General features: G+C 66.2%; 14 protein-coding genes. 6 read left to right on the top strand and 8 right to left on the bottom strand.

Annotated elements, in window-relative coordinates; translation table 11 throughout:
* Positions 1 to 386 (top strand): hypothetical protein (locus Q0330_RS07855; protein ID WP_299476941.1); only part of this gene is annotated, 386 nt, incomplete at its 5' end.
* Between the two features lie 226 nt (positions 387 to 612).
* Here the strand turns inward: Q0330_RS07855 and edd are convergent.
* Entirely contained in the window at positions 613 to 2,415 is a 1,803-nt protein-coding gene (edd, locus tag Q0330_RS07850; protein WP_299476939.1) for a phosphogluconate dehydratase, read from the bottom strand.
* Positions 2,416 to 2,539: 124 nt separating this feature from the next.
* On the opposite strand from edd, the gene Q0330_RS07845 reads away from it, so the two are divergent.
* The 5 genes from Q0330_RS07845 to pgi all read left to right on the top strand — a co-directional run bounded on the left by Q0330_RS07845 (position 2,540) and on the right by pgi (position 8,055).
* Positions 2,540 to 3,733: an RSP_2647 family RNA methyltransferase gene (locus Q0330_RS07845; RefSeq protein WP_299476936.1), complete on the top strand. Its 1,194-nt coding sequence runs from the start codon at positions 2,540 to 2,542 to the stop codon at positions 3,731 to 3,733.
* Positions 3,730 to 4,266, top strand: coding sequence for an RSP_2648 family PIN domain-containing protein (locus Q0330_RS07840; RefSeq protein ID WP_299476933.1), 537 nt, complete (start codon positions 3,730 to 3,732; stop codon positions 4,264 to 4,266). Before Q0330_RS07845 ends, Q0330_RS07840 begins: the two co-directional genes overlap by 4 nt.
* Before the next feature lie 63 nt (positions 4,267 to 4,329).
* Positions 4,330 to 5,772 carry a glucose-6-phosphate dehydrogenase gene (gene zwf, locus Q0330_RS07835; RefSeq protein WP_299476930.1) on the top strand — a complete coding sequence of 481 codons (1,443 nt, stop codon included), beginning with the start codon at positions 4,330 to 4,332 and terminating at the stop codon, positions 5,770 to 5,772.
* The gene (gene pgl, locus Q0330_RS07830) at positions 5,772 to 6,443 is read left to right on the top strand and encodes a 6-phosphogluconolactonase (protein ID WP_299476927.1); all 672 of its coding nucleotides are present in this window, start codon (positions 5,772 to 5,774) and stop codon (positions 6,441 to 6,443) included. Before zwf ends, pgl begins: the two co-directional genes overlap by 1 nt.
* Positions 6,433 to 8,055, top strand: coding sequence for a glucose-6-phosphate isomerase (gene pgi / locus Q0330_RS07825; protein WP_299476924.1), 1,623 nt, complete (start codon positions 6,433 to 6,435; stop codon positions 8,053 to 8,055). Before pgl ends, pgi begins: the two co-directional genes overlap by 11 nt.
* A 69-nt stretch (positions 8,056 to 8,124) precedes the next feature.
* Here the strand turns inward: pgi and Q0330_RS07820 are convergent, their stop codons facing one another.
* From Q0330_RS07820 to Q0330_RS07790, 7 genes are all read right to left on the bottom strand, one after another.
* Complete coding sequence (locus Q0330_RS07820; protein WP_299476956.1) at positions 8,125 to 9,321, bottom strand: MFS transporter; 1,197 nt, start codon at positions 9,319 to 9,321, stop codon at positions 8,125 to 8,127.
* Positions 9,322 to 9,370: 49 nt separating this feature from the next.
* Positions 9,371 to 10,015: a bifunctional 4-hydroxy-2-oxoglutarate aldolase/2-dehydro-3-deoxy-phosphogluconate aldolase gene (locus Q0330_RS07815; RefSeq protein ID WP_299476922.1), complete on the bottom strand. Its 645-nt coding sequence runs from the start codon at positions 10,013 to 10,015 to the stop codon at positions 9,371 to 9,373.
* 69 nt (positions 10,016 to 10,084) lie between these two features.
* Positions 10,085 to 11,092: a TAXI family TRAP transporter solute-binding subunit gene (locus tag Q0330_RS07810; protein ID WP_299476919.1), complete on the bottom strand. Its 1,008-nt coding sequence runs from the start codon at positions 11,090 to 11,092 to the stop codon at positions 10,085 to 10,087.
* Positions 11,092 to 11,607, bottom strand: coding sequence for a lytic transglycosylase domain-containing protein (locus Q0330_RS07805; protein WP_299476917.1), 516 nt, complete (start codon positions 11,605 to 11,607; stop codon positions 11,092 to 11,094). Before Q0330_RS07805 ends, Q0330_RS07810 begins: the two co-directional genes overlap by 1 nt.
* On the bottom strand, positions 11,600 to 12,994 hold the full coding sequence (gene lpdA / locus Q0330_RS07800; protein WP_299476915.1) for a dihydrolipoyl dehydrogenase: 1,395 nt from the start codon (positions 12,992 to 12,994) through the stop codon (positions 11,600 to 11,602). Before lpdA ends, Q0330_RS07805 begins: the two co-directional genes overlap by 8 nt.
* A gap of 118 nt (positions 12,995 to 13,112) precedes the next feature.
* Complete coding sequence (locus Q0330_RS07795; RefSeq protein ID WP_299476913.1) at positions 13,113 to 13,502, bottom strand: MAPEG family protein; 390 nt, start codon at positions 13,500 to 13,502, stop codon at positions 13,113 to 13,115.
* A 59-nt stretch (positions 13,503 to 13,561) separates the two neighbouring features.
* A complete protein-coding gene (locus Q0330_RS07790; protein WP_299476911.1) occupies positions 13,562 to 13,816 on the bottom strand; it encodes a hypothetical protein in 255 nt (84 codons plus the stop codon).
* Between the last annotated feature and the right edge of the window lie 4 nt (positions 13,817 to 13,820).

Here is a 13,820-nt window from a genome sequence, read left to right as displayed (position 1 = left end):
AGTTTGAAAGGAACCGGCGTCTCCGTCAAATGTGCGAAAGAATTTGTACGTTATCGATCGACGACAAGGCGGCGGTGCTGGAAAAAGAGGTCCAAAGCCTCAAGGTCGGGTTCAAGCGCGAGAGATTTCTCTATTATTTCATTATTCAAGGCCTCGTTCTGGGCCTAATTGGCCCGTATGTTCCGGGCTATGTTTTTACTGCTATGATCGTTATTGCCCTGTTGTTTTCTATCGGGCTGGCTAAGTATCTCGATTTTCCGTGGATCGTGCTGCATTTGGAGAAGTGGGAGCAGCTTCTCTATGAGGCTGCCCAGAAGCGATTGCTAGGGAAGCAGCCCGAGGAACCGCAAAATGAGCCTATCGAAAATGGGAACGATCCGTCCTGATCGTTAGACCGGCAGCGCCCCGCGCCCGTCCCGCAGCACCAGCACCTTGTTCAGCATGGCGGTAAAGTCCGTGTCGGACTCCATGTCGATTTTCATCGCAACCGAACGTCGTGTTTGGGCTGCCTGCCGCCAGTGCCCGAGACCGTAGCAACGGCAGCTTCGTCCGCAAAGCGGTCAGACAAATGACAACCCCCTCATGGTGATCTATGAAGGGGAAATGCTGCGATCAGACGATCCCGCAGGCGCCCTCGGTCGCGTCGCCGGCGGCGGCGCGGAACAGCGCGAACATCTCGCGGCCCATGCCGTATTGATTGCCGGAAAGATCGGCCACGGCGGCTTCGCGGGCGTCGAAATCCTTGCCCTTGCACTCGATCACGCCATTCACCGCGTCGAGCCGGATCAGGTCGCCATCGCGGACGCGCGCCAGCGGCCCGCCCTTCGCCGCCTCGGGCGAGATATGGATCGCCGCCGGCACCTTGCCCGATGCCCCCGACATCCGCCCATCGGTGACAAGCGCCACCTTCAGCCCGCGATCCTGCAACACGGCGAGGATTGGGGTCAGCGAATGCAGTTCCGGCATCCCGTTCGCGGAGGGTCCCTGGAAGCGGACCACGACGATGGTGTCGTTGGTGAATTCGCCGGCCTTGAAGGCGGCCTTCACCTGTTCCTGATCGGTGAAGACGCGGGCCGGGGCTTCGACGATGTGACGCTCGGGCGCGACGGCGGAAATCTTGATGACACCGCGGCCCAGATTGCCCTGCAACTGCTTCAGCCCGCCAATCGGCGCGAACGGGTCCGAGGCCGGGCGCAGGATCTTGTCATTGAGCGAATCGCGCGGACCTTCCTCCCAGGTGACGCGGCCATCGCGCAGCTTCGGCTCGGTCATGTAGCGGTTCATGCCGCCGCCGGCGACGGTGCGCACATCCTCGTGCAGCAGGCCCGCTTCCAGCAGGTGCCTGACCATATAGCCAAGCCCGCCGGCGGCGTGGAAATGGTTCACATCGGCCAGCCCGTTCGGATAGACCCGCGCCATCAGCGGCACGGCGTCGGAAATGTCGTGGAAATCCTCGATATCGACCAGAACCCCCGCCGCCCGCGCCATGGCCGGCAGATGCAGCACGAGGTTGGTCGAGCCGCCGGTGGCCATCAGCCCGACAATGCCGTTGACGAAGGCGCGCTCGTCCAGGATCTCGCCCACCGGCAGATAGTCGTTGCCAAGCCGGGTGATCGCCGCCGCCCGTTCTGCCGCTGCCCCGGTCAGCGCATCGCGCATTTCCGTGTTCGGGTTCACGAAGCTGGAACCCGGCAGGTGCAGGCCCATGATCTCCATCAGCATCTGGTTGGAATTCGCGGTGCCGTAGAAGGTGCAGGTGCCGGGGCTGTGATAGGAGGCCATCTCGGCCTCCATCAGCTTGTCGCGCCCGACCTCGCCGGCGGCGAATTGCTGGCGCACCTTGGATTTCTCGTCATTGGGCAGGCCCGAAGGCATCGGCCCGGCCGGCACGAAGACCGAAGGCACATGGCCGAAGGTCGCCGCCGCGATCACCAGCCCCGGCACGATCTTGTCGCAGACGCCAAGGTAAAGCGCCGCATCGAAGGTGTCATGCGACATGGCGACGCCCGCCGCCAATGCGATCACGTCGCGCGAGAACAGCGACAGCTCCATCCCGGCGCGGCCCTGCGTGACCCCGTCGCACATGGCCGGCACCCCGCCCGCGACCTGCGCGGTGGCGCCTGCGCGCGCGGCGGCGGCGCGGATCAGGTCCGGGAAACGCTCATAGGGCTGATGGGCCGAGAGCATGTCGTTATAGGCGGTGACGATGCCGATATTGGGCTTGCGGCTCAGCGCCAGATCGTCCTTGTTATCCATTCCCGCATAGGCATGGGCCTGATTGCCGCAGGACAGATGCGCCCGGCGCGGGCCGTCCTCGGCCGCCCTGGCGATGCGGGTCAGGTAAGCCGAGCGCGTCTGCTGCGAGCGTTCGCGGATCCGGTCGGTCACACGGTCGATGGTCGCGTGCAGGGTCATGGCTGGCCTCCTCTGGCGGTCTTTCCTTTGTATACGTCGTTAGCGTTAACATTACAACCGGGCCGGGCCGCTCTTGTCGCAGGGCCGGGGGCGTGCCACATCGGGGCGACTGAAAGGATCCCCCATGAGCACGCTTCCCGTCATCCGCCTGCGCCCCAAGACCAAGCCGCAGGCCATACGCCACGGATTCCCCTGGGTTTTCGCCGATGAGGTGGTGACCGACCGCCGCACACGCGCCATTCAGCCGGGCAGCTTCGCGGTGCTGGAAGACCCCGAGCGGCGGCCCATGGCGCTCGTCACCGTGAACCCGAATTCGAAGATCATCGGTCGGGTCATGGACAGCGACCCCGAGGCGGTGATCGGCCCCGACTGGCTGCGCGCCCGGTTGATGCGGGCGCTGGCCTTGCGGAGCCGGCTTTACGACGCCCCCTTCTATCGGCTGGTCCATGCCGAGGCCGACGGGCTGCCCGGCCTGATTGTCGACCGTTTCGGCGATCACGCGGTGATCCAGCCTAATGCCGCCTGGGCCGATGCCATGGCGGGCGAGATCGCGACCGCCCTGCGTGAGGTGACCGGGGTTTCTACCGTGATCCTCAACGGACAGGGGCGCACGCGTGGGCTGGAGGGGTTGGACGAGCGGATGGAGGTCATTGCCGGCACCGCGCCAGACGCCCCGATCGAGGTGCCGATGAACGGTGCCATCTACATGGCCGACCTGATGGGCGGGCAGAAGACCGGGCTTTTCTATGACCAACGCCCGAATCACGCCTTCGCGCAGCGGCTGGCTTCGGGCCGGGTGCTGGATGTGTTCAGCCATGTCGGCGGCTTCGGCCTAGCCATGCTGGCGGCAGGGGCGGAACATGCGACCTGCATCGACGGGTCGGAACCGGCGCTGACACTCGCCCGCCAGGGGGCCGGGGCGATGGGGGTCGAGGGTAGGCTGGACACCATCCAGCAGGACGCCTTCGCCGCGCTTGAGGCGATGGGGGCCGAGGGCCGGCAGTTCGAGGTGGTGATCTGCGACCCGCCGGCCTTTGCGCCGTCGAAACCGGCGCTGGAGGCGGGCCTGCGCGCCTATGAGCGGGTGGCGAAGCTGGCCGCGCCGCTGGTGGCGCCCGGTGGCTATCTGGGGCTCTGCTCCTGCTCTCATGCCGCCGATCTGACCAGCTTCCGCAATGCCTCGGCGCGGGGCATCGGGCGCGGCGGACGGCGCGGGCAGCTGATCCATAACGGGCAGGCCGGGCCGGACCATCCGACCCTGCCGCAACTGGCCGAGAGCGGCTATCTCAAGGCGCTGTTCTTCCGGCTGGACGGATGATCGCGGTTCTGGACGCCAATGTCCTGTTCCCGACCGTGCTGCGCGAAATCCTGAGCGATGTCGCGGCGGCGGGGCTGTTCCGGCCGGTCTGGTCCGAACGTATCCTTGGCGAAGGGACCCGCGCGGCGGCGAAACTCGGCCCCCGCGATGCCGAGATCGCCGGGGCCGAGGCAGCGCTTCTGCGCCTGCGCTTCCCGGAAGCCGTCACGCCGGGCGACGAGGCCCGCGCCAAGGGCTTCGACCTGCCCGACCCGGCGGACCTGCATGTGCTGGCGGCGGCCTTGGAAACCGGGGCAGGGGTGATCGTCACCATGAACCTGCGCGATTTTCCGCCGCGCGCGCTGCCTGCCGGCATTCGCGCCCTTCATCCCGATGCCTTCCTGACCGATCTTTGGGCCCATCACCCCGATCCGGTCGCCGCCGCTGCCCGCGCGGCGCATGACAAGGCCAACGATCTCGGCACCGCCATCGCGTTGCGGGCGCTGATGAAACGTGCGCGGCTGCCCCGGCTTGGCCGCGCCCTGACCCGCTAGGAGTATCGCGGCTTGCTGATAACGCTAACATCGGATAGGGACTCCTCAAGCAAGGAGGTGCCCATGGTTGTCAGAACCATTCCCGTCGACGATTTCGACCTGGTCATTTTCGGCGCCACCGGCGACCTGGCCCATCGCAAGATTCTGCCCGGTCTCTATCGCCGTTTCCTCGCCGGTCAGATGCCGCCCGAGGCGCGCATCATCGGCGCTGCCCGCTCGGACCTGACCGATGAAGGCTTCCGCGAGGAAGTCCGCAAGGCCATCGACGAATTCGCCCCGAAGGTCGACCGCAGCCAGCTAGAGGCCTTTCTGGGCCAGCTCGGCTATGTCGCCATCGACGCCAAGGGCACCGGCGGCTGGGAGCAGTTGAAGGAACGGATGCGCCCCGGCGTGGTGCGGGCCTTCTATTTCTCGGTCGCGCCCTCGCTGTTCGGCGATCTGGCGCAGCGGCTCTCGGAATATGGCATCGCCGATACGGACAGCCGGATCGTGGTCGAAAAACCCTTTGGCCGCGACCTCGAATCGGCCCGCGCGCTGAACGACACGCTGGCACGGCATTTCGCCGAAAAGCAGATCTACCGGATCGACCATTATCTGGGCAAGGAAACCGTCCAGAACCTGATGGCGGTGCGCTTCGCCAATATCCTGTTCGAGCCGCTCTGGAACGCGCAATTCGTCGATCACGTCCAGATCACCGTGTCTGAAACTGTCGGTGTCGGCGGGCGCGGCAGCTATTACGACCAGTCCGGCGCCATGCGCGACATGGTCCAGAACCACCTGATGCAGCTTCTCTGCCTGACCGCGATGGAGCCGCCCTATCACTTCGATCCCGACGCCGTCCGCGACGAGAAGCTGAAGGTGATCCGTGCCCTGCAGCCGGTCGAGGAAAACGAGATCGTGCGTGGCCAGTATGAATCCGATGGCGATGCGCCGGACTATCTGGAAGATGCCGAAAACCCGGCCACCCGCACCGAAAGCTATGTCGCGCTGAAGGTGCGCATCTCGAACTGGCGCTGGCAGGGGACGCCCTTCTATCTGCGCACCGGCAAGAAGCTGCGCGCCCGCACCAGCGAGATCGTCATCACCTTCCGCGAGCCGCCGCATTCGATCTTCGATGAAAGCGGGCAGAAGCCGAACCAGTTGGTCATCCGCCTGCAACCGGACGAGGGCATGGACCTGACGGTGATGATCAAGGAACCCGGCCCCGGCGGGATGCGGCTGATGCAGGTGCCGCTGGACATGTCCTTCGCCGACGCGCTCGGTGACGAAAGCGCCGATATGCCGGACGCTTACGAGCGTTTGATCATGGATGTGATCCGGGGCAACCAGACGCTGTTCATGCGCGGCGACGAGGTCGAGGCCGCCTGGGCCTGGGCCGATCCGATCATCAAGTCCTGGGAAGAGGGCAAGAACCGCCCCGAACCCTACGACCCCGGTTCCTCCGGCCCCGAGGAGGCGCTGCGCCTCATGCATCGCGACAACCGCCGCTGGCGGGAGATCCGCTGATGTGCGCCGAGATCGTCACCTATCCCGACCGCGAATTGCTGGCCCTGTCGCTGGCCGATCGTATCGCCCAGGAATTGCGCCAGCAGCTTGAGGCCGTGGGGCCGGCAAGCCTGTGCGTGCCCGGGGGCTCGACGCCGGCACCGATGTTTCGGGCGCTGTCGGGCTTGCCGCTCGACTGGGCGAATATCACCCTGTTTCTGAACGACGAACGCTGGGTGCCGGCCAGCCATCCGCGCTCGAACTCGGCCATGCTGCGCGAGACCCTGATGAACGGGCCGGCGGCTTCGGCGGATTATCTGGACCTTTTTACCGGCGATCCGACGCCGGAAGGGGCCGCGCCCGCCCTGTCCGAGCGGCTGAAGCCGATCCTGCCGATTACCGTTCTGGTGCTGGGCATGGGCGACGACATGCACACGGCCAGCCTGTTTCCCAATGCGCGGGGGCTGGACAAGCTTCTGGCCCATGACGCGCCGCCGGTCATGGCAGCGGGGGGCGGGGCCGAGCCGCGCATCACCCTGACCGCGCCGGCCCTGCAATCGGCGCTGAACATCCATATCCTGATCACCGGCGCGCAGAAGCGCGCCGCGCTCGATGCCGCCATCGGGGCGAGCCCGCTCGACGCCCCGATTTCCATCTTCCTTCGTGACGCAACGGTGCATTATGCCGACTGACCTCGAACCGATCTGGACCCGCCTTCACAAGCTGCTTCCCTCGGGCGAGCGGCGCATCACCTCGCTGTTCGACGCCGATCCGAACCGGCCCAAGGATTTCAGCGTTCAGGCCGACGGGCTGATCTTCGATTATTCGAAGACCAATATCGATGCCGGTGCCCGCGCCGCGCTGCTGGACCTTGCCGCAGGCGTGGCCGAAAAACGCGAGGCGATGTTTTCAGGCGCGCGCATCAACGAGACCGAGGACCGTTCGGTCCTGCATACGGCGCTGCGCAACTCTGACAAGCCGCTGCTGGTCGAGGGCAAGGATATCAGCGCCGAGGTCTCGGCGACGCTGGACCGGATGGAGGCCTTCGCCAATGCCGTCCGCGATGGCAGCTTCAAGGGGCAGGGTGGCCGGATCACCGATGTGGTCAATATCGGCATCGGCGGCTCGGATCTCGGGCCGAAGATGGCCGCGATTGCGCTCTCGCCCTATCATGACGGGCCGAAGACGCATTTCGTGTCGAATGTGGACGGGGCCGATATCGCCGATGTGCTGGCCGGGCTGAACCCGGAAACGACGCTGGTGATCGTGGCCTCGAAGACCTTCACCACCATCGAGACGATGACCAATGCCCAGACGGCGATGGGCTGGATGAAGGCCACGGTCAGGGATGCCGGCGCGCAATTCGCGGCGCTGTCTTCGGCGACCGACAAGACCGCCGCCTGGGGCATCGACGGCGCCCGCGTCTTCGGCTTCGAGGACTGGGTCGGCGGGCGCTATTCCATGTGGGGACCGATCGGGTTGTCGCTGATGATCGCCATTGGCCCTGATAATTTCCGCGAGGTCCTGCGCGGCGGTGCCGCCATGGACGCGCATTTCCGCAGCGCGCCCCTGCAGCAGAACATGCCGGTCATGCTGGCCCTCGTCGGCATCTGGCACTATCAGGTGAACGGCTATCCGACCCGCGCCGTGCTGCCCTATGACAACCGGTTGTCGCGGCTGCCCGCCTATCTGCAGCAGCTGGAGATGGAATCGAACGGCAAGCGCGTGGCCATGGACGGATCGGACCTGACCGTTCCTTCCGGCCCCGTGGTCTGGGGAGAGCCCGGCACCAATGGTCAGCACGCCTTCTACCAGCTGATCCATCAGGGGATGCAGATCGTCCCCTGCGAGTTCATCGCCGCCGCGACGGGGCATGAGCCGAAGCTCGATCACCATCACAAGCTGCTTCTGGCCAATTGCCTCGCCCAGTCCGAGGCACTGATGCGTGGTCGCAGCCTAGATGTGGCGCGCGGGATGATGGCGAAGAAGGGGCTGACCGGCGCGGAACTGGAACGCCAGGCCCGCCACCGCGTCTTCCCCGGCAACCGGCCCTCGACCACGCTTCTGATCGAGCGGCTGACGCCCTTCGCGCTTGGCCAGATCGTGGCGCTTTACGAGCATCGCGTCTTCGTCGAAGGCGTGATCTTCGGCATCAACAGCTTCGATCAATGGGGGGTCGAGCTTGGCAAGGAGTTGGCGATCACGGTTGCGCCGCTTCTCGACGGCAAACCCTCGCCCGATCATGACCCCTCGACGCTGGCGCTCGCCGAGGACATCCTCAGGATGCGCGCGTCTTCGGTGTGACAAATACCTCGGGGTTGCCGGCTGACGCCATCGGTTCAAGTCAGCCGGCGACGGGCAGCGCCCCGGTCCTCAGATCGCCTTCGGGCGCATCCTCAGCCAGATCAGCGCCCCGCCCGCCAGCACCAGGAAGGGCACCATGGCCATGTTGACGGCGCTCCACCCGGCCTGTGCGTCCATCGCGCCCGAGCAGTTCATCAGCCCGCCCGATGACAGCGAGGCCAGGAAGACGCCGCCGAAGACCACCAGATCGTTGATCCCCTGCACCCGGCCGCGCTCCTCGGGGGCATGGGCGCGGGCCAGCATGGCGGTGGCGCCGATGAAGCCGAAGTTCCAGCCGAGACCCAGCAGGATCAGTGAAATATAGAAATTCCCCAGATCCACCCCGCTCAGCGCCACAGCGCCGGCGCCAGTCAGGATCAGCAGGCCAAGGCCGACAATGCGCTCGGCCCCGAAACGGTTGATCAGGTGGCCGGTGAAGAAGCTGGGGATGAACATCGCCAGCACATGCGAAAACACCACGTCGCCGGCCTGCGCCTGATCGAAGCCGCAGCCGACCATGGCCAAGGGTGTCGAGGTCATGACAAGATTCATCAGCGCATAGGAGACCATGGCGCAGATCATCGCGACGACGATGGCCGGGTTGCGCAGGATTTCGCGCGTGGGCCTGCCCTCAGGCGCCGCTCCGACAGCGCGCGGGGTCGGGCGCGGGATGTCCAGACCCATGAACAGCATCATGCCGATCAGGTTCAGCACCACGATGGCGCCATAGGTGTAAAGATGCGGGATCGCCGACAGCCCGTCGGTCAGCTTCAGCAGGCTCAGCGCCACGAAGGCCGAGGCCAGACCGCCGGCCATGACGAAGCTGATCGCGCGGGGCGCGAAAGCCTCGGGCGCGGTATCGGTTGCGGCGAAGCGATAGAAACCCTGCGCCGACATGTAGATCCCGGTCAGCAGCGAGCCGAGCAGGTAAAGTGTGAAACTGCCCTGATAAAGCGCCAGTGCCGCGATTCCGGCCCCACCCATCCCCGCCAGTGCCGCGATCTGGAAACCCGCGCGGCGGCCATGGCGCTGCATGAAGCCGGAAAGCGGTCGCGCGCTCAGCGCCGATCCCAGAACGATCATCGAGACCGGCAGCGTGGCGAAGCAGGGATTGGGCGATAGCATCAGCCCGGCCAGCCCGCCGATGGTGAAGATCATCGGCATCTGCGCGCCCATGATCGCCTGGGCCATGACCAGAACGATGACGTTGCGCCAGGCCCGGCGCATGGCGGGGCCAGCTGCCTCGGGCACACCGATGGTTTGTGTATCGGTCACATCAGCCCTTCCGGATCTGCGCCGCCTCGCGGGCACGGGCCTCGATCCCGGACCAGTCGCCCTCGGCCACCGCCTTGCCCGGCGCCACCCAGCTGGAACCGACGCAGATCACATTGGGCAGCGACAGGTAGTCATTGGCGTTTTCCGGCGTCACCCCGCCGGTCGGGCAGAAGGTCACATGCGGCAAGGGGCCTGCCAGCGCCTTCAGCGCCGGCGCCCCGCCCGAGGTCGAGGCGGGGAAGAATTTCAGCATGTCATAGCCGTATTCGTTGGCCTGCATGACTTCGGAGGCCGTCACCGCGCCGGGCAGCAGCGGCAGCGAGGCATCCTCGCAGGCGCGGATCAGCGTTTCGGTCGCGCCCGGCGCCACGGCGAAAGAGGCGCCGGCATCCTTGGCGCGGTAAACCTGTTCCGGGGTCAGCACGGTGCCGGCACCGACATGGCCGCCCGAGAGCTTCGCCATCAGCTTGATCGCGTCGAGCGCGGCCGGCGTGCGCAAGGTCACCTCCAGCACCGGCAGGCCGCCGGCGATCAGCGCCTCGCCCAGCTTTTCGGCCCGGGCGGCATCGTCGATGACCAGCACCGGGATGACCGGGGCAAGGGCGCACAGCTTGCGGGTATGTTCGGACTGGGTCTGCGGGATCATGGCCGGCACTCCTTCGGAAGGTGCCCAGAAACTGACCCGGATGGCGGTCTCATGCAACCCCGAAGCGGGCTATTTCAGCAACCCGGCCTCGCGATAGTAACGCTCGGCCCCCGGATGCAGGGGGATGGCGATCCCGTCGAGCGCATGTTCGCGCTGGATGCGCCGGCCGATAGGATGGCCGACCTGCAACTGGTGCATGGTATTGTCGTTCCAGAGCACGCGGGTCATGGCATGGATCAGGTCCTCGGGCTGCTCGGCGGAAGTTACCCAGAGCGCGCCGACGGTCAGGGTCGGGATTTCGGTCGCGATGCCGCGATAGGTGCCCTGCGGCACCGTGCCGCGCAGGAAGAAGGCGCCGGACCGGGTCAGGGTATCGGCCACCGCGCCGTCGATGGGCACCAGCGTCACATCGGCCTGCCCGGCCAGCTGGCTGATCGCCGGGGCCGGATAGCCGCCGACGAAGAAGAAAGCGTCGAGCTTGCCCTCTCGCAGGGCCACGGCGGCGCGGGTCGCGGGCAGGTGCATCAGGGTCAGGTCTTCGTCGGCGATGCCGGCGGCATCCAGCACAAGGCGCGCGTCGACCAGTGTGCCCGACCCCGGTTCGTCCAGCGAGACCCGCTTGCCGCGCAGATCGGACAGGTTCCGGATGCCGGCATCAGCGCGGGCGACGATATGCAGCGTCTCGGGATAAAGCGTGGCAATGGCGCGCAGGTTCTCGATCGGCGGCAGGCCGGCGAAGTTTCCGGTCCCGGTCTGCGCCCAGTGGGCGACATCGGCCTGGGCAAAGCCCGATTCCAGCCGCCCCCGACCGATCGATTCGACATTCTCGACCGATCCCGCCGTGGCGATGGCCGAGGCCAGCAGCCCCGGCACCCCGCAGGCCCCGCCTTCGGCACAGGGTGCGCCGCCCGGCGGGTTCGAGATCGCCGCCGCGATGATCCCGCCAATCGGGTAATAGGTCCCGGCGGTCGAGCCGTTGCCGATGCGGAAAAAGGTCAGCTCGGCCTCCTGCGATGCCGCGCCGCCCGCCGAGAGAAGCAGGGCCAGTGCGGCAAGCGGGGCGGCCAGCCGGCGCATCAGTTCTTCAGCCCCGTTTCCCGAAGCAGGCCCTTGCGCTTGGCCTCGTAATAATAGCCGCGCGCATACCATTGCACGGCCTCCTCCTGATTGCCGTCGGCAACGAGATAGGCGCCGCGCAGGTAGCGCCCGGCAAATTGCAGGTTGGTATCTGCATCCAGAAGCCCCTGCGGCGAACCCTGATAGCCCATGGTCCGCGCCGTCTGCGGCAGGATCTGCATCAGCCCGTAATAGGGGCCGTTGCGGGCATGGGCGCGATAATCCGATTCGCGCTGGATCACCCGATGCAGAAGCGAGGGCGGGATCTGGTGCTGAGCGGCCCAGTAATTGATCTTGCGCCGCATCTCCGGGGTTTCGCCCGGATGCAGCCCGCTGGTGCTGACCGTGGCCGGGAGGATTACTTCTTCGCGGGCGTCGCTGCCGCCACCACATGCGGCCAGCAGCAGAAGCCCCAGAAGGGCGGCACCGCGGCCAAGCATCCGCCCGGCCGCGCGAAGGCCGCAGCCGTCAGACATGAATGGCCCCGTCGCCAAGCGCCAAGGCCGCCTCGCGCACCGCTTCCGAGGTGGTCGGGTGGGCATGGCAGGTCAGGGCGATATCCTCGGCCGAGGCGCCGAATTCCATGGCGACACAGATCTCGTGGATCATCTCGCCGGCACTCGGGCCGATGATATGGGCGCCCAACACGCGGTCGGTCTCGGCATCGGCCACGATCTTCACGAAACCGTCGCCCTGGAACATCGCCTTGGCGCGGGCATTGCCGAGGAAGGGGAATTTCCCGACCTTGACCTTGCGCCCGGTTTCCTTCGCCGCCGCTTCGGTCAGACCGACGCTGGCCACTTCCGGCGTGGTGTAGATGACGCCGGGGATGACATCGTAATTGACGTGCCCGGCCTTGCCGGCGATCACCTCGGCCACGGCCATGCCCTCATCCTCGGCCTTGTGGGCCAGCATCGGGCCGGGGACCGCATCGCCGAGCGCGTAGATGCCGGGCACGTTGGTCGCCCAGTGCTTGTCCACCGCGACCTGTCCGCGATCGGTCAGCGCGACGCCGACCTTGTCGAGGCCGAGCCCGTCCAGATAGGGCCGCCGGCCGGTCGCCAGCAGCACCACCTCTGCCTCGACCGAATGTTCGCTGTCGTCCTTGCGCAGCTTGTAGGTCACCGTCGCCTTGCCGTTCTTGGCCGTGGCCGATTGCACGGCGGCACCGAGAACGAAGTCCAGCCCCTGCTTGGTCAGGGTCTTCTGCAACTGCTTCTGGATCTCGGCATCCATGCCGGGGGTGATGGCGTCGAGATATTCGATCACCGTCACCTTCGCGCCGAGCCGGGCATAGACGGAACCCAGTTCCAGCCCGATCACGCCGGCACCGATCACCACCATGCTGGCGGGAACCTTCGGCAGCACCAGGGCGCCGGTCGAATCGACGATCACGGCACCGGCATTGTCCACCTCGACGCCCTTCAGCGGCGTCGGCTCCGAGCCGGTGGCGATGACGATGTTCTTCGCGTCATAAGTCGTATCCCCGACCTTGACCTTGCCGGGCGCCTCGATCTGGCCCCAGCCCTTGATCCAGTCGATCTTGTTCTTCTTGAACAGGAACTCGATGCCCTTGGTATTGGTCTCGACGGTTTCGGCCTTGTAGCTTTGCGTCACCGTCCAGTCGACCGAGGGGACCTCGCCCATCAGGCCCATCTTCTCGAAATTGTGGCCGGCCTCGTGATACATGTGCGAGGCGTGCAGCAGTGCCTTGGACGGGATGCAACCGACATTCAGGCAGGTGCCGCCAAGCGTGGCGCGGCCTTCGACCACGGCGACCTTCTGGCCCAGCTGGGCGGCGCGGATGGCGCAGACATAGCCGCCGGGGCCGGCGCCGATCACGATGAGGTCATAGCTGGACATTCGGGTCTCCTTCAGAACTCGGCCGCCCCGTTCCGGCGGCATCTATCACGCCTGTGCATACACAAGCCGCGCGCCGTAATCACCCGGAAAAATGCGGATCGCAGCGTATATCCGCTGGCTAGAACAGTGCCGCGAGGATCATCGCCATGGTGGCGAGGAACCCCACCCCCCAGATGATCGAGCGCCAGGGCGTCCAGCCGAAGGCATAGGCCGGGACATATGCCGCGCGGGCCAGCAGGTGCAGCCAGGCCATGCCGGCGGTAAAGCCGCTGCTCTGGCCGGAGAGGCTGACCACGGTGACGGCGATGGTCAGGAAGATCAGCGATTCGAAATGGTTGTTCACCGCCCGCCTGAGCCGCCCTGTCAGGGGCGCGAATTCCGGCGTGGTATCGCGCGGCCCGGCATTCCATTTCGCGCCGACATCGCCATTCATCACCAACGCCGCTGCGCTGATCTGGACGGCTTGCAGCAGCGCGGCAAGCGCGAGAACCGTCAGCTCAGAGGTCATGTCTTACCCATGATCTGCGGGGTTTGCCGGCGCGGGGGATTGGGCCGCACCGGGTGGTCTCAGGCGGTTTCCAGCGCATGCGCATCTGCCGCCGACACTCCGGCCTGCGAATTGAACACGCCTGCGGCGCCGCTCAGATATTCGCGCGCCTTCTTGGCGTCATGGACCTCGAACAGCGCCCAGGCACTGGTGCCGCTTTCCCGCCAGAGCTGCAGCAGCGACAGGGAATTGTTGCCGCGATCCTCGGCATCGGCGTCGAAGGCCGACTTGAACTTGGCATAATCGGCAACGGTGTAATGAATGAGCATCTGCATGGCG

This window comes from uncultured Paracoccus sp. (assembly GCF_937873615.1).
Classification (GTDB): Bacteria; Pseudomonadota; Alphaproteobacteria; order Rhodobacterales; family Rhodobacteraceae; genus Paracoccus.
The sequence above is the reverse complement of the archived record's forward strand: the minus strand, read 5'-3'. Positions and strand labels throughout refer to the sequence as shown.